This window comes from Longispora fulva (assembly GCF_015751905.1).
GTDB classification, from domain to species: Bacteria; Actinomycetota; Actinomycetes; order Mycobacteriales; family Micromonosporaceae; genus Longispora; species Longispora fulva.
Window position 1 is genome coordinate 4,544,485 of record NZ_JADOUF010000001.1, and the last position, 20,332, is coordinate 4,564,816.

Sequence of the window (20,332 nt, forward strand, 5' to 3'; positions counted from 1 at the left end):
ACAGGTGACCACATTCGACGCGGGCGCCGAGTTCGACCGGCAGGTTCAGGGGCTGCTCGACCTGGGGTATCCGGCGCTGGCCGGGCTGACCGCCGGGGAGTTCGCCACGCTGGTCGCCCCGGCGCGCGAGACCGTCCTCGCCCGGGGGCCGATGGGGCCGGCGACGGCATCGGCCGTGCCGTTCGCGCTGGTGGTGCGGGTGGACCCCTACCGGTCCGTGCCGCTGCTCACCCTCGCCGGGAAGAAGAAGCCGGGCGTGGTGGACCGCAACTACGCGGAGGGGGAGGTGGCCAGGTTCGTACCCGTCGAGGATCTGGGGGTCCCGGACGTGGCGGCCTATGTGGTCTTCGACGTCGAGCGCGGCGAGGAGTTCTGCGACGTGCGGCCGCAGGAGGCGATGGAGACGATCGCCGGGCGGGGGCGGACACCGCTCACGATCGAGGAGGGGATCGCCGTGGCCACACACTTCCCGGCGACGCTGGAGAAGAACAAGTGCTTCATGCTGGGCGGTTCGCGGTGCGGCGACCGGCGGGTGCCGGCGCTGTGGATCAGTGCGGGCGCGCCCAAGCTCGGCTGGTGCTGGGCGGGCAATCCGCACACCTGGCTGGGCACCGCCTCGGCCGGGGCCCGGGCCTGACCCCTGAGGCCCGGGCTGGCCTGACGGCGTGCCGGGGAGGCGTCCCCTCCCCGGCACCTTCCGTTACGGCAGGGGCAGTCGGACGATCTGCGGGTCGTGGTCGCTGACCTGCACGGCGAACTCGGAGTTCACGTGCACGACGTCGTACCCGTAGGACTTCGCCGCCAGGTACGGCGACACCAGGATGTGGTCGAGGAACTGAGAGTTGCCCTCGTACACGTAGGAGTAGCGCTCCGCGTCCGGCAGGGTCGACGGCAGGTCCGTCATCCCGGCCGTGATCAGCTTGCCGACGGCGACGGAGAACTCGAAGTCGTTGAGGTCACCGGCGACCACGATCCGGGCCTGGGAGTCCACGGCCAGGATCTGGGACACGAACGCGGCCACCACGTCGCCCTGCTGGCCACGCTTCACCTCGCTGGAGTGCACCGGCGGCTGGTTGCGGCCGAACAGCGGGTCGTCGCCGCCCTTGGAGCTCCAGTGGTTGGCGATCACGAACAGCGGGGCACCGGCGTACCGGAACTCCCCGACCAGCGGCTTGCGGGTCGCCGCCCACGCCGCGTTGCCCGGGTCGACCCGGCCCGGGTTGAGGGTCAGCCCAACCTTGTCGGCACCTCCGACGTTGACGACCCCGACGGCCGTCGTCGAGTCGCCGGCCGTGCCGGGCACGAAGGACAGCCCGATGTCGGTCCGGAACAGGAAGCCGACCCGGATGTTGCCGCCCGGCTGGCCGCCGTCCTGGTCGTCGACCGGGTTGATCGACCGGTAGTCGTACGTCGGGCCGCCGGCCGTGCTGATCGCCGCGATCAGCTTCGCCCAGGTCTGACTGGCGTCGACCACGGCGCTGTTCGTCGCGCCGTCGTTGTCCTGGACCTCCTCAACCACGAGGATGCCCGGCTTGGCCAGGTTGTTCACGATCACGTTGGCCAGTCCGTCGTACTTGGACTGCGGGTCCGACGGGGCCAGGTTCTGCACGTTGAACGTGGCCACCGACAGCTGGCCGGCCGGGGTCGCCGCCGTGGTCTCCGGGGTGAGCCCTCCGGACACCCGGGTCAGCGCGCCGGTCAGGTCCAGCTTGTAGTTGCCGGCCGAGTAGTCCATGATCCCGACCGCGGGGCCGGTGAACGTGTCGCCCACGTTCACCCCGGTCGGGGTGGACCCGGCGAGGATGTAGTCGTCGAGGATCACCCGCTCGGGGTTGAAGTCACCCGACCGGATCATGATGCCGCCCCGGTTGGTGCGGACCGTGCCGGTGTCGCCGATCACCGGGATCTCGCCGTTGCTGTTGGACGGGCCGACGGCCTTCGGCGCGGTCACCTGGACCCGCATGCCCTCCATGGACTCGTAGAAGTCGATCCCGTCGGTGGTCGCGTCGAACGTGCCGGACGTCTCCACGTCCCCGTTCGCGTCGTCGTCGATCACGGTGGCCGGCGGCACCCGGCCACCGGAGCCGATCACGGTCGCGGCCGGCACCGGCTTGCCCGAGGCCACCACGCTCACCGTCGGGGTGGCGATCTCGGTGACGGTCAGATTGGTGCTCGACGCGCCCCCGGACCGGTACTCGCTCACCGTGCCGTCCACGGCCACGTCCTGGCCGACGACGGCGGAACCGGCGGCGTTGGTGAACACGTACAGGCCCTCGGAGGTGGCCGGGTTCGCGTCCGGGCACGGGTCCTGGAACCAGAAGCCCTTGCTGCCCACCGCGGTCACGACGCCCCGCACCCCGGACACGGCCTGGCCGTTCTTCGGGGAGATGTGCGCGGCGCCCTGGATGTCGCGGATCCGCGGCGACGGGTACCCGCAGGTGTCGCCCCCGCCCGAGGTGGTGTTCTTCGGGCTCGGCGCGGCCGTCGCGAACTCGGTCGCGTTGTTGTCGGCGTCGGCGGCCGGGTTGGTCCGGTTCACCGACACGGTGTTGCTGCCGGCCGGGGCCGGGGAGGTCTCGGAGTCGTTCGCCGAGCCGTAGCCGAGGAAGTCGCGGACGCCGGTCGCCGTCGCGCAGTTCGACCCGCAGGTCAGGGCGCTGGTCGAGGTCACGAGGGCGACCTTGCCGGAGGTGGCCGACATGTTCGTCGTGCCGGTGGCGTCCGGGGTGGGCAGGGCCGCGCCGCCGCTGGTGCCGGCGGCGAGCTTCACCAGGTAGTAGCCACCGGGGGCGACGCTGCCGGTCAGCGCGGTGGTCAGCCAGGTGGTGCCGGACGCTGAGGCGTACTGCACGCTCCAGCCGGCGACGCTGACCGCGCTGGTGCCGCGGTTGTACAGCTCGACGAAGTCGTTGGCGTAGGGGGCGCCGGTGTTGCCGCCCCCGCCGTACACCTCACTGAGGACGATGTTCGGCGACGCTGCCTGGACGGGACTGGCGACGGCCACCGCCGCGAGGCCGAGCCCCACGGCCAGCGCGCCGGCTATCCGGTATCTCATCACTTGGTCTCCCAAAGGGTGGGATGGGCGGGTCCGGGGCTGACTGTAGCGTCCGGACACCCGACCACGGGGAGAATCCAAGATGAACGGCAGTGGCCCGCCCCGATACCGGGGCGGGCCACTGTGGAGCGGTGACTAGGCGACGTTGAGCGCCACGTCGTCGATCACGAAGCTGGTCTTGAGGCTCGAGTCCTCAACACCGGTGAAGGAGAGCGTCACGGTCTGACCGGCGAAGGCCGACAGGTTGAAGCTCTTCAGGACGTACCCGGCCGCCGCGTTGGCGTTGCTGTAGGTGGCCAGGGTGGTGGTGCCGACCTTGACGGTCAGCTTGTCGTACGCGGTGGTGCCGGTCTCCGCGGTGTCGATGTGCACGTAGAAGCTCAGCGTGTACGTCGAGCAGCCCGCCGGCACCGTCACCGACTGGGTGAGGGTGTCGGTGTGCGAGGAGCCGTAGCCGTTCAGCCAGGCCTTGTAGGAGCCCGCGTGCGCCGGCTGCGAGGTGCCGTTGTCGATCACGCCGGAGGACGCGGTCCACGAGGCGGCGCCGGACTCGAAGCCGCCGTTGGCGACCTTCTGCGCGGCGGTGCAGCCGCCACCGGTGCCGTTGATCGTCCAGGTGAAGGACGCGGTGCCGGAGGCGTTGGTCTGGTCCTTGACCGTGACGACGACGTTGTAGCTGCCCGCCGTGGTCGGGGTGCCGGAGATCAGACCGGTGGTGGAGGCGATCGACAGGCCGGTCGGCAGGCCGGTGGCCGAGTAGGTCAGCGTGGCGCCCGACGCGGAGTCGGTCGCGCTGATCTGCAGGCTGGCGGCGGTGCCCACGGTGCCGGTCTTGGCGCCCGGGTTGGTGACGGTGACGGTGTTGGTGCCCGTGCCACCGGTGGCGCAGGCGGCCTCGCCGGTCTGGACGGCGACACCGACGGCGAGCCACGCGGCCTTGACGCCGGCGCACTCGGCGCCGTTGCCGGTGCCGTACAGGTCGTTGGCGGCCTTGATGGTGTCCTTACGGGCCATCGGGTAGGTCTCGGTCGACGTCATGTAGGTCGACAGCGCCCGGTACCAGATCTTCGCAGCGGTCGTGTGGCCGATACCGGTCACCGCGGGGGCGCTGTTGCAGACCGGGCTGTTGTACGACACGCCGTTGACGGTCGAGGCGCCCGAGCCCTGGCTGGCCAGGAAGTACCAGTGGTTACCCACGCCGGAGGAGTAGTGCGGGTCGAGGTTCTTGGTGCTGGTCGTCCAGCAGTCCACCGAGCCCCGGCCGTCCTTGGACGGCTTGTCCATGTACCGCAGCGGCGTGCCGTTGGCGTTGATGTCGATCTTCTCGCCGATGAGGTAGTCCGGAACGTCGCCCGGGATGTTCGCGTTGAACTCGACCTCGGTGCCCATGATGTCGCTGTTGGCCTCGTTGATGCCACCGACGTCACCGGAGTAACCCAGCGCGGCGGTCGCGGCGGCCACACCGTGGCTCATCTCGTGACCGGCGACGTCCAGCTCCGTGAACGGCTTGGAACCGACGTCACCGTCGCCGTAGATCATGCACGAGCACGTGTCAGACCAGCCGGCGTTGCCGTAGTTGACGTAGTAGTGCACGTAGGAGATGACGCCCACGCCGTCGTTCTTGATGCCGTTACGGCCGATCACGTTCTTGTAGTAGTCCCACGTCGCCGCGATACCGAAGTGCGCGTCAACGCCCACCGTGGCCCGGTTGTTCAACGTGTTGTCACCGAACGTCGTCGTGGTCGACGTGAACGCCGCCGAGGACGCGACCGTCGGGTCGGTGTTGCCGTTCGCGTCGCCCTTGTTCAGCGCGTCGCGGGTCTCGCCGTTGCCCCGGTTCGGGTCCTTCATCTCGTAACCGCCGGAGATCGAGTTCACTCCGATGGTGACGTCGCCGACCTGGTAGCCCTTGCCATTGCCGGACGTGGCGACCGGGGTGACAGCGGTGGCAGCCCCGGGCTTCGTCTTGCCGCGCGCGATGAACGTGCGCAGGGTGTCCTCGGCGTTGCGGATCGCACCGGTCTGCGCGTCCACGAGCACGGTGAGCCGGTTCGGCGTGTTGTCGGACGCGGTGCCGAGCACCGTGACCTTCCAGGCCAGCGCCGCGGACTCCTGGGTGGCGTCGACGACGAGGGCCGGGGATGAGCTCGCCGGCTTGCCTGCGAAGCCGCCGGCCGCCAGCTCGGCCGCCCGCTGCGCGGTGACCTTCGGGCTGGTCGACACGTTCAGCGGGGCCTGCAGGCCGACGCTCGCGTCGGAGAACTGTCCGTTGGCGGCGCTGTGCACGACCACGTCACCGCCGAGGACCGGCAGGCCCTTGAAGGTGCGGTTGAAGCGCACGTGCCGGTTGCCGTTGGCGTCCACGCTGCTGCCGGTCGCGGTGAACGCGTCGGAGCCGGTGGCCCGCAGGGCCGCACCGTGCGAGGACAGGCTGGCCTGGGCGTCCGCGACGGCCAGGGCCGGCGAGGCGTGCGGGGCGGTCTGGGTGGTCGAGGCGGTGGCGGCGACGGCCGGGAGGCCGAGCAGCCCGGCGACGAGCGCGAGCCCGGCACCCGCCTTGACAGCGCGCTTTGGATCGAAGGGGACCATTGTCAATCCTCCGGAGGGGTGGGGATACCGCTGTAGCGGTAGTGCGGAGTATTGAGATCAACGACTCAAGGGGAACCCAAGGTTAAAATAAAACTTACTTAAATCACGTGTTATGTTAACTGCCCTTATCAATATCTTTACCCGTGAGTAACCCCATGATGTCCTGCGGTGATCATTCCACAGGCGGCAGGGTCAGGGTGACCACCAGACCACCCTCGGGCCGGGCCTCGGCCTCCACCGACCCGCCGTGGGCCCGCGCGACCGACCGCACGATGGACAGCCCGAGGCCCACCCCGTCACCCCCCAGTCGGGTGCGACTGCCCCGATGGAACGGCTCGAACAGCTGCCCGAGCAGCTCCGGCTCGATCACGGCTCCGTCGTTGACGACCCGCAACCCGCCGGCCCCCGAGGTGACCCGGACCGAGCCGCCGCGCACGTTGTGCCGGACGGCGTTCTCCACCAGGTTCTCCACGGCCCGCGACAGCAGCGCCACGTCGCCGCGCACCGGCACCGACCCCAGGTCGGCCGTGATCGTCACGGCGTGCCGGGCCGCCTCGCGGCGCACGGCGTCCACCGCCTCGGCAGCCAGGTCCCCCAGGTCGTCCAGCTCGCCGCCCCGGACCTCCTGCTCGCTGCGGGCCAGGGTCAGCAGGCTGTCGATCAGGCTCTCGGCGCGCAGGGTCGCCGCGCGCACGTCCTCCCCCATCGCCCGCAGCTGGGCCTCGGACGCCGACTGCTTGGCCAGGGTGACCTCGACGGCGGTCCGGGTCACGGCCAGCGGGGTACGCAGCTCGTGCGACGCGTTGGCCACGAACCGCCGCTGCCCCTCGAAGGAGGCGTCCAGCCGGGCGAGCATCGCGTCGAACGTGTCGCCCAGCTCCTTGATCTCGTCGCGGGGTCCGGGCAGGTCCAGGCGCTCGTGCAGGGTGTTCTCCCCGGCCCGCTTGGCGGCGTCGATGACCTGGCGCAGCCGGTTCAGGGTCCGCCCGGCGATCCACCAGCCGGCCCCGCCCGACAGCAGGACGAGGACGCCGAGGACGCCGACGGAGTTCAACGCGAGCTGCTCGAGGTCGTCGTCGCGCAACTGCCGGCGGATCCGCTCCTCGGCGGCCACGGCGGCGTTGTCCGGCGGCGCCGGCGTGCCGGCCTGGGTGCTGGCCTGGTCGTGCAGCTGCTCGGTGGTCGGCTGGTTCAGGATGTCCGAGCGGACGGAGAACACCATGATCGCGATGAGCATCAGGCCACCGAGCAGGAACACCGTCCCGTAGAGCAGGGTGAGCCGCGAGCGGATCGTGAGCCGTCCGCTCACGGCAGCCGGTATCCGGCCCCGACCAGGGTCTCGATGACCGCAGGGTCACCGAGCTTGCGGCGCAGCCGGTTCATCGTCACCCGCACAGTATTCGTGAACGGGTCGGTGTTCTCGTCCCAGACCCGCTCGAGCAGGTCCTCGGTGCTCACCACCGCGCCGTCGGAGACCATCAGCGCCTCCAGGACGGCGAACTCCTTGGCCGTGAGCCTGATCACCCGGCCGTCCCGCCACACCGCCCGGCGCAGGGTGTCCATCTCGATCGAGTCGCGGCGCAGCAGCGCCGACTGGCTGCGGCCCCGCCGCCCCAGGGCCCGGACCCGCAGCACCAGCTCGTCGAACGCGAACGGCTTGCCCAGGTAGTCGTCCGCGCCCATCGCCAGCCCGTCGAGCCGGTCGGCCAGCTCCACGAACGCCGTGAGCATGATGATCAGCGGCGCGTCGGCCCGGCCGGCCAGCGCCCGGCACACGTCGTCGCCGTGCAGGACGGGCAGGTCGCGGTCGAGGACGAGGACGTCGTACGCGTTCACGCCGACCTTGGCCAGCGCGTCGGCGCCGTCGGGGGCGACGTCGACAGCCATGCCGGCGTCACGCAGCCCGTCGGCGATGTGCTCGGCGAGTGTCGGTTCGTCCTCGGCTATCAGTACGCGCATGATGACTACCCTGCCTGGTGGCGCATAACACCAAGGTTACAGATCCCCGCCGTGGATACAGTGCGAAGCATGAGTACCGAGCGCGTCACCGCCGATATGTGGTTCGACCCGTCCTGCCCGTGGGCGTGGGTCACCTCCCGCTGGTTGCTGGAGGTCGAACAGGTCCGCCCCGTCGACTTCCGGTTCCACGTCATGAGCCTGTCCGTGCTCAACGCCGGCCGCGACCTGCCGCAGAGTTACACCGACTTCCTCGCCAGAGCCTGGGGCCCGGTGCGGGTGTGCGTCGCGGCCGAGCAGCGGTTCGGGAACAAGGTCCTGCTGCCCCTCTACACCGCCCTCGGCAACCGGATCCACACCCCGGACAAGGGCACCCAGGAGGAGATCATCCTCGGTGCGCTGGCCGAGGCCGGGCTGCCGGCGGACCTCGCGGAGGCCGCGCACTCCGACGCGTTCGACGCGGAGCTGCGGGCCAGCCACCACGCCGGCATGGACCTGGTCGGCCAGGACGTCGGTACCCCCGTGATCCATGTGCCCGGGGCCGACGGCGAGACGATCGCGTTCTTCGGGCCGGTCGTCACGCCCGTGCCGCGCGGGGAGGCCGCAGCGCGGCTGTGGGACGGCGTGCTGCTGGTCGCCGGCACGCCGGGCTTCTTCGAGCTCAAGCGGTCCCGGGGCGACGAATCCCCCCGGCTGTTCTAGAACCTTTTTTCACCGGTTACGGTGGTTCCTGTTCCGGTTTCCAGCGGTTGTCCGGGGCGCGCGGAGTTCGGGGCGCGTTCCGGGCGGCCGGCGGGTGCGCGGGTCGCCGCCGGTCGCCGGCGCGGATCGTTCCCGGCCGGCGCACCGGTGGCGGTCGCCGGTGGTGTCAGCTGACATTGCCGTCGACGTCCGGCCAGAGTGGTTTGGGCCAGGTGTCGACGTAGAGCAGTTGGGCGCCGCCCAGGGCGTGCTTGTAGATCCGGCGGGCCGCCGGTCCGGTGTAGAGCCAGTCGTCGCAGTCGTCGTAGACCACCCGGTGCCGGCCCGACGCCTCGTCGACCCCCAGGTCCGAGGTGGTCCAGCCGACCAGCGCCGCCCGGCGGAGCAGCAGACCCGGCCGGGGCAGCACCCACCACACGCACCACCAGGACACGTTGCTGCCCCGGCCCTCGTACGCCCAGTAGCTCAGGAGGCGGGGGAAGCGGGTCTCGTGGCGGTACCGCAGGCCGGTGGCTCTCTCGTCGCCGGTGAGCAGTGCCCGGAGGTGTTCGTACCGTTCGTCCACCTCGCTCGACATCACCCCACGAAACTAGTCCCTCACGGCCAGTCGGGGCAACGCCGTGCGCGAGGCGGCGCGGTCGGCTTTCCGGCGCGGTGGCGTCAGACGTGGACCGGCTTCTTCTCGGCCAGGGACCAGACCCGCGCCCTCGGGCCGAGCGCCTCGGCGAACAGCTCGCGCCAGCTGGTGACCCTCGGGTGCTGTTTGCGCAGGGCGCGGCGCTCCCGGTCGGTCATTCCTCCCCATACGCCGTGTTCGTCCCCGGCGTCGAGCGCCTCGGCGAGGCAGCGGTAGCGGACCGGGCAGTGCTCGCAGATCCGCTTGGCCTCGTGCTGGGCGGCCCCGTCGACGTACAGCGCCTCCGGGTTGCTTCCCCGGCAACTGGCCCGCAACGTCCATTCCATGTCGATCGTCATGTTCGGCCCCCTTAGCCATCGGGGACGGGGCCGGGCGCGCCACCCCCTGGCGCTACCCGTGGCCCCTCCCCGCCGGCGCCGCCCTCAGACCCCCCTCGGGGGCGCCGTAGGACATCGACGCTAACGATGTCAACGCCTGGTGTGAATACGTCAACCTCCCCATTTCTTGTAAGAACTTCGTCGGATCGACGTCCTTGACACCGGGGGCCTGACCTGGGCACTCTTGCCGCACAGCACAGGGGGGAGGCGCCCGTGTGGCAGGACGCGCTGGTCGAGATCGGCTGCGTGACGGGTGGGACAGCCGACCCCGCGCAGGCCGCCGCCGAAGCCCTGCGCGTGATCCACCGGATCGTTCCGTACGCGGCGGCGTGCCTGAGCCGGTACGACCCGCTGACCGGCGAGCACCACACCCTCGCCAACGACGGGTACTCCGACCAGGTGCTGCGTTTCCTGGACACGCACTTCGTGGACGACGACGCCGCGTACAGCCTGATGCGGGGCGAGGACACCACGCCGATGCGGTGGCGGGACTTCCCCGGCGCGGTGCCGTACCGCGAGACCCGCTCGGCCGTGGAGACCTTCGCGCCCAACGGTTTCGTCGAGGGCGTGACCGTGTGCCTCTACACCCGGTCCGGCCGCTACACCGGCAGCCTGCACCTGTCCACGGACAGCACGGAGCATCCGTCCGACGACGCGGTGCCGGCGCTGGTGACCCTGCAGACGATGCTCGCCGGGGTCGCCGACGTGATGCGCACCGCCACCGACCCGCTGACCACGCTGGGACCCGGCGACAACGCCGCGATCGTGAGCCGGGAGGGCCGGGCGGTGCCGGTCCCCGGCTGCGAGATGGGGCCGCAGCTCGCCCGGGGCGAGGGACTCGTGGCCGACGTGGCGCACCACCTGGCCGGCGGGTACCTGCCGCCCCGGTTCTGGTGGCCCGACGACAACGGCGGCTGGCACCAGGTCCGGATGTACCCGGTGGCGGGCGGGGCGGTCGTGGTCGAGAACCCGGCCCGGCTGCCGTACGAGCTGACGGCCCGGGAGTTGGACGTGCTGCACCTGATGGTCGCCGGCTACACCAACCCGCAGATCGCCGTCGCGCTCACCGTCGCGCCGAAGACCGCCGCCAAGCACGTCGAGCACCTGCTCGCCAAGCTCGGGTGCGGCTCGCGGACCGAGGCGGCGGTGCTGGCGATCCGCGAGGGCCTGATCCGGCTCCCGGACGAGCGGATCCCCCGGCTGCGCGCGGCCGCCTGACCACCGGGGTGATACCTGGGGGCTAGCTTCCAGGACGGATGTGGGCGGCCCGGGTGGTCCGTAGGCTGCGACACCATGAGGGAGTTGTTCCAGGAGGCCGGCCGGGCGCTGCTGCGCGCGGTGTGGTCCGGCAACGAGGGCCCGGTGCCGAACAACCGGTCCCGCGGGGCGCTCCTGACACTGTCGGTCATCGGGGCGGTCCTGGGCGCCTGGTCCAGCTACGCCGTCCTCGCCTCGGACACCGCCGGCGGCGAGTTCCGGATCACGGTGGCGGCCGTGCTCGGCGCGCTGCCGCTCGTGCTCGTGACGCTGAGCCCGCTGTGGGCGTGGCGGCTCGGGCTGGTCGGGATGGTGTTCGGCGGGCTGGCCAAGACGTACCTCGGCGGCCAGCCCTGGCCGTGGACCCCGGTGCAGATCATCGCCATGATGATCGTGCTGTTCGTGGTGGCCCTGCGCAACACGGCCGGCGTGGTCGGCTGGATAGCCCTGCTGACGATCGTCCCGATCGGTGTGTACGTCCGGCCGCAGAACGGGCCGGGCGCCTCGGTGGCCGTGTTCGTGCTCCTGCTGCTCGGACACCAGATCGGCCGCCGCCGGCAGGCCCAGCGCCGGCTGAAGGTCGAGGAGGGCCGCACGGAGGTCGAGCACGCCCGGCGCGCCGTCCTGGAGGAGCGGACCAGGATCGCCCGCGAACTGCACGACGTGGTGGCGCACCACCTGTCGATGATCACGGTGCGGGCGCAGACGGCGCCGTACCGGATCCCCGATCTGCCGGAGGCAGCGACCACCGAGCTGGCCGAGCTGGGCGACGCGGCCCGGGAGGCGCTGAACGAGATGCGCAGACTCCTGGGGGTACTGCGCAGCGAGGACTCCGCCGCCGAACGCGCCCCGCAGCCGGGCCTCGACGCGCTGCCCGGGCTGCTGGACACGGCACGGGCGGCCGGGATCCGGGTCGACGCGACCGTGCTCGGCGACGCGGCGCTGCCGGCGGGGGTGAGCCTCACCGGGTACCGGATCGTGCAGGAGGCCCTGTCGAACGCGAGCCGGCACGCGCCGGGTGCCGCGGTGCGGGTCGAGGTGCGCAGGGAGGCGCGGGCACTGGTGCTCGACGTGCACAACGGAACGTCCCCGCACGGCGCCACGACCCACGCCGGACCGGGGCACGGTCTGGTCGGGATGCGCGAACGGGTCGGCATGCTCGGCGGCGAGCTGGCGGCGGGTCCGACAGTCGACGGGGGGTGGCGGGTGAGCGCCCGGCTACCGTGTACCGATGATTAGGGTCATGATCGTCGACGACCAGGCGATGGTGCGGCAGGGCTTCGGGGCGCTGCTCGCGGCACAGCCCGACATCGAGGTTGTCGGCGACGCGGAGAACGGGGCGGCGGCGGTGGCCGTGGCGAAGCGGACCCTCCCCGACGTGGTGCTGATGGACGTGCGGATGCCGGTGATGGACGGCATCGAGTCGACCCGGATCATCCTGGACCAGACCGACCGGGGCGGCGCCGGTGGCCGGGCCGCCGGTCGGGCCGGGTCCGGCGACCCGGAGACGCACCGTGTGCGGGTGCTGATCCTCACGACGTTCGACCTGGACGACTACGTGTACGAGGCCCTGCGCGCCGGAGCCAGCGGCTTCCTCCTCAAGGACGCCCCTGCCGCCGAGCTGATCGCCGCCGTCCGGGTGGTCGCGGCCGGCGACGGGCTGCTCGCGCCCCGGGTGACGGGCCGGCTGATCGCGGAGTTCGCCCGCCGGCCGAGCGGTCCGCCGCCGGCGGCGCTGGGCGCGCTGACCGCCCGGGAGACCGAGGTGCTGGTGCTGATCGCCCGGGGGCTGTCCAACGGGGAGATCGCCGCCGAGCTGGTGATCGCCGAGCAGACCATCAAGACGCACGTCGGGCGGATCCTCGGCAAGCTGGGGCTGCGCGACCGGGCCCAGGCGGTGGTCGTCGCGTACGAGAGCGGGCTGATCACCCCGCAGGGCCAGGCCTGACGCCCCCCGCCCGCCGGGGTGCGTGAAGATCACCGTGCCCGGGCCAGGCGTGTGCGCGGCTCCACAGTGGGTGGACACCTATCACGCCCGGGGCCGGAGCCGTAATGGCCGACTCGTTCCATCTTCGTCATGGCGAATTGGTTGACGTCGACCACTCGGCCGACCCCCGTCACGCGACATCCATGGATATGATCCGGCTCAGTTATCCGTGCGCCGCAAGCATTGGACTCTCCAATCATGATCGACCATGACGAGATCATTGCCATCTCCCGCATCGTGATCGCTGCTGACCTGGCGAAACGTCCGACCATGAAAGAAGGCTCGACGAAACGGGGAAATTGGTTGGCACAAGCTGAGTTGAATGTTCCCCACGGCTCCCGATATTTACTTCCCGATGACAAAACATTGTCCTCTCCTGAATATCCGCCACCATTGGGCGACGAAGTCGTGACCTCCACCGGCGAACTCGCCCGACTGCGGGGTGCCGCCTGATGGAGGTGATCGGCATCGATCTCGGCACGACGTACTCGGCCGCGGCAGTGGTCACTGGCGACGGCCGGCCCGAGATCCTGGTCAACCGGGACGGCGAGCGGCTCACCCCCTCCGTCGTGCTGTTCGACAACCCCGACGCCGTGCTCGTCGGCACCCTCGCCCGGCGGTCCGCCACCAGCCGGCCCGGCGACTGCGTGCGGTTCGTCAAGCGCCGGATCGGCGAGGCCGCGCCGGTGCACGTCGGGGCGGACGGCCGGGAGTACCGGGCGGAGGAGGTGTCGGCGTTGCTGCTGCGCCGACTGGCCGAGGACGCCGGGGCAGCGCTCGGCCGACCGGTCCGCGACGTGGTGATCACGGTCCCCGCGTACTTCGACGACGCCCGGCGCACCGCCACCCGCGACGCCGGCCGACTCGCCGGGCTCACCGTGCACCGCCTGGTCAACGAGCCCACGGCCGCCGCCGTCGGCTACGGGCTGCGGTCCGGCGCCGACGGGCACTACTTCGTCTACGACCTCGGCGGCGGCACGTTCGACGCGACGGTGCTGCGCGTGGTCGACGGCGACTACGAGGTGCTGGCCACCGACGGGGACCGCAACCTCGGCGGCTACGACTTCGACAACCTCCTGATCGGGTACCTGGCCACCAGGATCCACGAGCAGGGCGGCCCCGACGTCACGGCGGACCCGGTCCTGTCCGCCGAACTCCGCGAGCGCTGCGAGGCCGCGAAGCACCAGTTGTCCACCGAGGAGGTCGCGCCGGTCCGCCTCGTGGCCCGGGGCCGGACGTACGCGTTCCAGGTGACCCGGACCGAGTTCGAGGACCTGGCCGCCGGGCTGCTGTACCGCACGGAACTGCTCGTGGAGTCCGTCATGGACGAGGCCCAGCTGTCCTGGCGCGACATCGACCGGGTGCTCCTCGTCGGCGGCTGCACCCGGATGCCCATGGTCCGCGAGCTGATGGGCCGCCTCACCCACCGGGTCCCGGAGCCGGGCGTGCACCCCGACGAGGCCGTGGCGCTCGGCGCGGCGGTGATCGCCGCGGCGCTCACCGAACAGCACCCGGCCGTGACGGTCTCCGACGTCACCTCCCAGGCGCTGGGCACCATCGCCCTGGACGCCGACACCGGCCAGCTCACCAACTTCGTCATCATTCCCCGGAACAGCCCGGTCCCGTGCCGGTACGAGGAGACCTTCGTGACGGTCCAACCGCGACAGAGCCGCCTGCACGCCTCGGTCACCGAAGGCGAGGACTCCGATCCCGACCACGTCGCCGTCCTGCACCGCAGCGTCCTGGACCTGCCGCCGGGCCTGCCCGACGAGGCCCCGATCCGGGTGGTGATGTCCTACGACGCCGACGGCGTGGCGCACGTCGAGACCATCGACGCCACCCACGGCCGGTCCCTCGGCGCCGTCGCCCTCGACCGGCCGGCCAACCTCGACGGCGACCGGCTCGCCGCCAGCCGGGCGGCGCTCGCCCACCTGGGGGTGCGGTGACCGCCCCCGCCGACGTACTCGCCCGGCTGGAGGAGCTGCGGTCGCTGGCCAGGATCGTGCACCGCCTCGACCGGTACGACGGGCCCGACCGGGGGTTCGTGGGCGCCGTGCGCGACGAGTTGGTGGAGGCGCTCGCCGGGCGCGGGGTGGGCCGGGTCGACGTGGTGCCACGGGGCGATCGGCCGTTGGCGGAGCGGGCTGTGGCGTGGGGGTGGGGTTTCCTGCCGGTGCAGGTGGCGGTCGGCCGGGGGGAGGAGTCGTCCGGGGAGGACGTGGTCGGATCGGGGTGACGGCTGGCTGGGGACTGCGGGCGCTGGTCGGGGCTCCGGGGAGCGGGTGAACGTGTCGGGTCGTAGGCTCGGCGGATGTCCGTGATCACTGTCCGGCCCGACGATGTGCCCGGGTGGCCCACCCGGGTGAGGTACGGCCATGCGTGAACTGATCGTGCTGGGCACCGGTTCCCAGGCGCCGACCCGGACCCGCAACCACAACGGGTACCTGCTCCGCTGGGACGACCAGGGCCTGCTGTTCGACCCGGGCGAGGGCACCCAGCGGCAGATGCAGTACGCCGGGGTGGCCGCCAGCGACATCACCCGGCTGTGCGTCACCCACCTGCACGGCGACCACTGCCTCGGCGTCCCCGGCATCGTGCAGCGGCTGTCCCTCGACCAGGTGCGCCACCCGGTGACCGCGCACTACCCGGCATCGGGCGCGGAGTACTTCCACCGCCTGCGGTACGCGTCGGCCTTCCACGAGCGCGCGACCCTCGTCGAGGCGCCGGTGCACGCCGACGGCCCGCTCGGCGGCGGCCTGTCGGCGGTCCGGCTGGACCATCCGGTGGAGGCGTTCGGCTACCGTCTCGTCGAGCCCGACGGGGTACGGATGCTCCCGGAGAAACTGGCGGCGAAGGGCATCGCCGGGCCGGCGGTGGCCGCCCTGATCCGGGACGGCGGCCCGCTGCTGGCCGAGGTCAGCGAGGTGCGGCGCGGCCAGCGGTTCGCGTTCGTGATGGACACCCGGCTGTGCGACGGGGTGTACGCCCTCGCCGAGGGAGCCGACATGCTCGTGATCGAGTCGACGTTCCTGGACGACGAGGCTGGGCTGGCGCACGAGGCCGGGCATCTGACGGCCCGGCAGGCCGCGCGGGTCGCCGCGGAGAGCGGTGTGCGGACGCTGGTGCTGACGCACTTCTCCCAGCGGTACACCGAGTTGGGGTTGTTCGAGGAGGAGGCGCGCCGGGAGTTCTCCGGGGAACTGCACATCGCCCGGGACCTGGACCGGATCCGGGTGCCGTCGCGGGCGACGCCCACGGCCTGACGGCCCGGCGGAGGGCCCCTCATCGCCGGCGCGTTGCCGGAGGTGTTCGACAAGGACACCGACGCGGCGTTCGAGACGGGTCTGCGTGTCGTTCTCACCGGCCTACGGGCCGTCCTCAACGGATAGAATGCGGCCCATGGTCACGCTGCACGGCTCCGGCGAGCACAAGGTCATCGCGCTGCACGGCTGGTTCGGCAGCGGCGACGAGTGGGGTTCGCTCCCCCGCTACCTCGACGGGACGGCGTTCAGCTACGCCTTCCCCGACTACCGGGGCTACGGCGCCCGCCGCGACGAGACCGGCGACTACACCCTCGCGGAGATCTCCGCCGACGTGCTCGCCCTCGCCGACGACCTCGACTGGGACACGTTCTCCCTGATCGGGCACTCGATGGGCGGCGCGGCGGCGCAGCGGATCCTCGCCGACGCCCCCGACCGGGTCCGCAAGCTGGTCGGCGTCGCGCCGATCCCCGCCTCGGGCTTCCCGTTCGACGAGGCCGGCTGGGCGCTGTTCTCCGGCGCGGCCGACTCCCCCGACAACCGGCGGATCATCATCGACTTCACCACCGGCAACCGCAACACCGGCACCTGGCTGGACGCGATGGTCGCCCACTCGGTGGCGAGTTCGTCGCGGGACGCGTTCGCGGCGTACCTCGCCGAGTGGGGGCGGGCGGACTTCGAGGCGGAGATCATCGGGAGTCCGGTACCCGTCAAGGTGATCGTCGGCGAGCACGACCCGGCGGTCGCCCCGGCTCTGATGGAGGCCACGTTCCTCGCGCACTACCCGAACGCCGAGCTGTGCGTGGTGCCCAACGCCGGCCACTACCCGATGCACGAGACCCCGGTGCACCTGGCGACGGAGCTCGAAGCCTTCCTCGCCTGAAAACCTCAGACGGCTACGGAGAAGCCTGACCCCGCCCCGTCGGCCGATCGGCCGGGGGCGTCGGCGTGCCCCGACCCAGATGATGGGTTGGTCTGAGTCTGTGCAACCGGGCGGGGCGTGCCGTGTGTATGACTGCGTAGACCGACAACAGGACGGCGCGCATGAGCGGAACGGAAAGCTTCGACCAGTTCTACCGGGACACGCACCGACGGGTCCTGACCTATCTGTACGCCGTGTGCGGCGACCTGAGCACCGCCCAGGACGTGACCCAGGAGGCGTACGCGCGGGCCTGGCAGCGCTGGGGCCGGCTCGCCGGCTATGACGACCCCGAGGCGTGGGTCCGCACCGTCGGCTGGCGGCTGGCCGCCGGGAACTGGCGGGCGGCCAGACGGTGGCTCGTCGCCCGGGTCCGGCTCGCCCAGCCGGACGTGAGCGCCGGGCCCTCGCCCGACAACGTGGCCATCATGGCAGCGCTGGCCCAGATCCCGCCGGCCCAGCGCGAGGCCGTGGTGCTGCACCACCTGTGCGGGCAGTCCGTCGCCGAGATCGCGCTGGCCACGTCCTCGCCGGCCGGCACGGTGAAGGCCCGGTTGTCGCGGGGCCGATCGGCACTCGCCGTCCTGCTCACCGACTCATGGGAAGCGACCGAAAATGTCTGAGAACCTGACTGATGCCCTCGGTGGCCTCGCCCACGACACCGAGTCGGTACTGATGCCCGGGGCCGCGGCGATCCGCCGGCGGGGAACGCGACGGACCCGGCGGACGGCGATCGCGGCGGGGGTCGCCGTGCTCGCGCTGGTCGGCGGGGTGGCGTTCGGGGTGACGTCGTTCTCCGGCGGGAACGCCCAGGTGCCGACGCCACCGGGGACCTCGGTCGCCCCGTCACCGAGTGCGAGCCCGACTCCGACTCCGACTGCGAGTCCCACGCCTTCGGTGGACACGTCGTGGATCCCGGACGCCGCGATGCTGCGGGTGGCCGACCTGAAGCTGGGCTCGGCGGCGGCGGGGATCGACCCCAAACCCATCGACGAGTACGGGGCGATGGACCTCGCCATGTGCGCCGGCGGACTCCCCAGCAGCGCGCAGGTGGCGCGGGCCCGGCGGGACTCGGGGCACGCCTCACTGCCCGACGCCCTGGAACGCCAGGGGCAGGGCACCGTGACCTCGGTGCAGGAACGCGTGCTGGTCCACGCGCAGGGCGGGTCCGTCGCGTTCATGGCCGAGGTGCGCGACCAGGTGGGACGCTGCCCGGGTGACGCCGCCTCGACGTCCGGCGCGTGGCGGAACCTGGGGTCGGCCGGGCTGGGCGACGAGTCGGTGGTGCTGAGCAACACGCGGCAGGTGCGACCGATTCCCTCCATGCCGGCCGTGGAGCAGCGGACCTACGCCGTGGTGGTCCGGATCGGGGACGTGGTCGTGATCGTCGCCGATCTCGGCTGGGAGTCCGGGAGCGGGCACGAGCAGGTGACCCGGCAGCTGGCGAAGGTCGCGGTGCAGCGGGCGGGGGTGCTGCGCTAGCCACGCTGCGGCCCGGGCCGTCAGTGCGGGGGCGGCGACTTCGGTGAAGTCGCCGCCCCCGCGCCGTCAGAGCGCGAACCGCGCCCCGTGCCGTTCCGCCAGCTCCGCCGCGCGGGCCGCGAACTCCGGCGTCTGGTCGCGGAACCGCAGCGGCCCGCCCGTCCACGGCGGGAAGCCGATCGACAGGATCGCCCCCACGTTGACGTCCGGCCCCGCGGCCACCACCCCCTCCTCGACGCACCGGATCGTCTCGATCGTCTGCGCGTACAGCAGCCGGTCCGCGATCTCCGCGAAGTCGCAGCCCGGGCCGGTGAACGCCGACAGCCCCGGCCACAGCGTCTTCGTCTCGTCCTCGGGGTAGTCGTAGAACCCGCCGCCCGTCGAGCGGCCCTTCCGGCCGAACTCCTCGACCATCCGGGTCAGGACCGCCTCGCCCGGGTGGTGCGGGTAGTCGAACCCGTCCCGCTCGGCGGCCTTCAGGGTCTCCTGCCGCAGCTTGTACGGCAGGCTCAGCGTCACCTCGTCGAGCACGGCGAGGGGCCCGACCGGGTACCCGGCCTGCTGGGCGGCCTGCTCGATCGTCGCGGCCGGTACGCCCTCGCCGAGCAGCGCGAGCCCTTCGAGCACGTAGGCCCCGAACACCCGGCTGGTGAAGAAGCCGCGCCGGTCGTTGACGACGATCGGGGTCTTCCTGATCTGGAGTACCACGTCGTAGGCGCGGGCCAGGGCCTCGTCGCTGGTCTTCTCCGCCCGGATGATCTCCACGGTCTGCATCTTGTTCACGGGCGAGAAGAAGTGCAGGCCGACGAAGTTCTCACTCGCCCGCACGGCCGTGGCGAGTTCCGTGATCGGCAGCGAGGACGTGTTGGAGGCGAGCAGCGCGCCGGGCGCGACGATCGGCTCCAGCTCCGCGAACAGCCGCTGCTTGAGCGCCGCGTCCTCGAAAACTGCCTCGATGACCAGGTCGCAGCCTGCGAGGTCGTCCAGGGAATCGGTCGCCAGGACCCGGTCGAGGATCTCCGGGGTCCGCCGGGCCATCTTCGCCACCGCGTCCCTCCCCCGGGTGGCCGCCTCCAGGGTCACGTCCTTGAGGACGACCTCCATCCCGGCCTTGGCACACGAGAACGCGATGCCCGCGCCCATCATCCCGGCCCCGAGGACGGCGGCCTTCGTGGCCTTCCAGCGCGGCGGGCCCGCCGGACGCGAGGCCCCGCTGTTGATCGCCCGCAGGTCGAAGAAGAACGCGCCGATCATGTTCCGGGCGATCTGACCGGTGGCGACGCTGACCAGGTACCGGCTCTCGATCCGCAGCGCGGTGTCGACGTCGACCTGCGCGCCCTCGACGGCGGCGGCGAGGATCGCCCGGGGCGCGGGATAGTCGGCCCCCTTGAGTTCGCGGCTCAGCGTCGCCGCGAAGGCCGGCAGGGTCGCGGCGAGCTTCGGGTCGGCCGGGGTGCCGCCGGGCATCCGGTAGCCGGGCCGGTCCCAGGGCTGGGAGGGCTCCGGGTCGGACAGGATCCACTCCCGGGCTTTCTGGGTCACCAGAGCGGCCGGGGCCAGTTCGTCGATGATCCCGGCCTCCAGGGCCGCTTCCGGCCGGTGCCGCTGGCCACGCAGCAGCACCTGCATGAGCGCGTCGGCGAGCCCGAGCATCCGGACCGTCCTGGTCACCCCGCCGGCCCCGGGGAGCAGACCGAGCATGACCTCGGGCAGCCCGTACTCGGCGCGCGGGTCGTCCGAGGCGATCCGGTGGTGGCACGCCAGGGCCAGCTCCAGGCCGCCGCCGAGCGCCGTGCCGTTGACGGCCGCGACGACGGGTTTACCCAGGGTCTCCAACCGGCGCAGGTCGGCCTTGACCTCGGTGAGCATGTCGAACAGCGTCTGCGCGGTGCCGCCGCCGAGGAACTCGGTCAGCTCGGCCCCGGCGAGGAACGCCTTCTTGCGGGAGGTGACGATGACGCCGCGCAGGTCCTCCTCGGCGACGAGCCGGTCGAGGGAACCGCGAAGCGACGCGCGGAACTCGGCGTCCATCGTGGGCACCGGGCCGGCGTCGTCCAGGGCCAGGGTGACGATGCCGTCGGAGTCGCGGTCGTAGTGGAAGAAGGTCATCC

Annotated in this window: 19 protein-coding genes; 12 read left to right on the forward strand and 7 right to left on the reverse strand. The window is 71.8% G+C overall.

Features of this window, described 5'->3' with window-relative positions; genetic code table 11:
- Positions 1-4 precede the first annotated feature (4 nt).
- Positions 5-637: a DUF5701 family protein gene (locus IW245_RS20135; RefSeq protein WP_233473030.1), complete on the forward strand. Its 633-nt coding sequence runs from the start codon at positions 5-7 to the stop codon at positions 635-637.
- Between the two features lie 63 nt (positions 638-700).
- Here the strand turns inward: IW245_RS20135 and IW245_RS20140 are convergent, their stop codons facing one another.
- From IW245_RS20140 to IW245_RS20155, 4 genes are all read right to left on the reverse strand, one after another.
- Positions 701-3,055 carry a DUF8508 domain-containing protein gene (locus IW245_RS20140; RefSeq protein WP_197004723.1) on the reverse strand — a complete coding sequence of 785 codons (2,355 nt, stop codon included), beginning with the start codon at positions 3,053-3,055 and terminating at the stop codon, positions 701-703.
- Positions 3,056-3,190: 135 nt separating this feature from the next.
- The gene (locus IW245_RS20145; protein ID WP_197004724.1) at positions 3,191-5,644 is read right to left on the reverse strand and encodes a M4 family metallopeptidase; all 2,454 of its coding nucleotides are present in this window, start codon (positions 5,642-5,644) and stop codon (positions 3,191-3,193) included.
- A gap of 172 nt (positions 5,645-5,816) precedes the next feature.
- On the reverse strand, positions 5,817-6,953 hold the full coding sequence (locus IW245_RS20150; protein WP_197004725.1) for a sensor histidine kinase: 1,137 nt from the start codon (positions 6,951-6,953) through the stop codon (positions 5,817-5,819).
- A complete protein-coding gene (locus IW245_RS20155; protein WP_197004726.1) occupies positions 6,950-7,603 on the reverse strand; it encodes a response regulator transcription factor in 654 nt (217 codons plus the stop codon). Before IW245_RS20155 ends, IW245_RS20150 begins: the two co-directional genes overlap by 4 nt.
- A gap of 69 nt (positions 7,604-7,672) precedes the next feature.
- Between IW245_RS20155 and IW245_RS20160 the strand changes: the two genes are divergently transcribed.
- Entirely contained in the window at positions 7,673-8,302 is a 630-nt protein-coding gene (locus IW245_RS20160) for a DsbA family protein (RefSeq protein WP_231398874.1), read from the forward strand.
- A 166-nt stretch (positions 8,303-8,468) separates the two neighbouring features.
- On the opposite strand, the gene IW245_RS20165 is transcribed toward IW245_RS20160, so the two are convergent.
- Both IW245_RS20165 and IW245_RS20170 read right to left on the reverse strand, forming a co-directional pair.
- A complete protein-coding gene (locus IW245_RS20165) occupies positions 8,469-8,882 on the reverse strand; it encodes a hypothetical protein (RefSeq protein WP_197004727.1) in 414 nt (137 codons plus the stop codon).
- A gap of 80 nt (positions 8,883-8,962) precedes the next feature.
- Complete coding sequence (locus tag IW245_RS20170) at positions 8,963-9,277, reverse strand: WhiB family transcriptional regulator (protein ID WP_197004728.1); 315 nt, start codon at positions 9,275-9,277, stop codon at positions 8,963-8,965.
- Positions 9,278-9,529: 252 nt separating this feature from the next.
- On the opposite strand from IW245_RS20170, the gene IW245_RS42280 reads away from it, so the two are divergent.
- The 10 genes from IW245_RS42280 (at position 9,530) to IW245_RS20220 (ending at position 18,221) form a co-directional block, all read left to right on the forward strand.
- Positions 9,530-10,534 carry a response regulator transcription factor gene (locus IW245_RS42280; protein ID WP_197004729.1) on the forward strand — a complete coding sequence of 335 codons (1,005 nt, stop codon included), beginning with the start codon at positions 9,530-9,532 and terminating at the stop codon, positions 10,532-10,534.
- A 75-nt stretch (positions 10,535-10,609) separates the two neighbouring features.
- The gene (locus IW245_RS20180; RefSeq protein WP_197004730.1) at positions 10,610-11,812 is read left to right on the forward strand and encodes a sensor histidine kinase; all 1,203 of its coding nucleotides are present in this window, start codon (positions 10,610-10,612) and stop codon (positions 11,810-11,812) included.
- Complete coding sequence (locus tag IW245_RS20185; protein WP_197004731.1) at positions 11,805-12,521, forward strand: response regulator; 717 nt, start codon at positions 11,805-11,807, stop codon at positions 12,519-12,521. The genes IW245_RS20180 and IW245_RS20185 overlap by 8 nt, the downstream gene beginning before the upstream one ends.
- Before the next feature lie 237 nt (positions 12,522-12,758).
- Positions 12,759-13,013, forward strand: a complete 255-nt coding sequence (locus IW245_RS20190) for a hypothetical protein (RefSeq protein WP_197004732.1) — start codon at positions 12,759-12,761, stop codon at positions 13,011-13,013.
- Positions 13,013-14,506: an Hsp70 family protein gene (locus IW245_RS20195; protein WP_197004733.1), complete on the forward strand. Its 1,494-nt coding sequence runs from the start codon at positions 13,013-13,015 to the stop codon at positions 14,504-14,506. Before IW245_RS20190 ends, IW245_RS20195 begins: the two co-directional genes overlap by 1 nt.
- A complete protein-coding gene (locus IW245_RS20200) occupies positions 14,503-14,796 on the forward strand; it encodes a hypothetical protein (protein ID WP_197004734.1) in 294 nt (97 codons plus the stop codon). Before IW245_RS20195 ends, IW245_RS20200 begins: the two co-directional genes overlap by 4 nt.
- A gap of 139 nt (positions 14,797-14,935) precedes the next feature.
- A complete protein-coding gene (locus IW245_RS20205; protein ID WP_197004735.1) occupies positions 14,936-15,823 on the forward strand; it encodes a ribonuclease Z in 888 nt (295 codons plus the stop codon).
- A 136-nt stretch (positions 15,824-15,959) separates the two neighbouring features.
- A complete protein-coding gene (locus IW245_RS20210; protein WP_231398875.1) occupies positions 15,960-16,703 on the forward strand; it encodes an alpha/beta fold hydrolase in 744 nt (247 codons plus the stop codon).
- Between the two features lie 161 nt (positions 16,704-16,864).
- The gene (locus tag IW245_RS20215; RefSeq protein ID WP_197004737.1) at positions 16,865-17,362 is read left to right on the forward strand and encodes an RNA polymerase sigma factor; all 498 of its coding nucleotides are present in this window, start codon (positions 16,865-16,867) and stop codon (positions 17,360-17,362) included.
- On the forward strand, positions 17,355-18,221 hold the full coding sequence (locus tag IW245_RS20220; RefSeq protein ID WP_197004738.1) for a hypothetical protein: 867 nt from the start codon (positions 17,355-17,357) through the stop codon (positions 18,219-18,221). Before IW245_RS20215 ends, IW245_RS20220 begins: the two co-directional genes overlap by 8 nt.
- A gap of 66 nt (positions 18,222-18,287) precedes the next feature.
- On the opposite strand, the gene IW245_RS20225 is transcribed toward IW245_RS20220, so the two are convergent.
- The gene (locus tag IW245_RS20225) at positions 18,288-20,330 is read right to left on the reverse strand and encodes a 3-hydroxyacyl-CoA dehydrogenase NAD-binding domain-containing protein (RefSeq protein WP_197004739.1); all 2,043 of its coding nucleotides are present in this window, start codon (positions 20,328-20,330) and stop codon (positions 18,288-18,290) included.
- Positions 20,331-20,332: the final 2 nt, after the last annotated feature.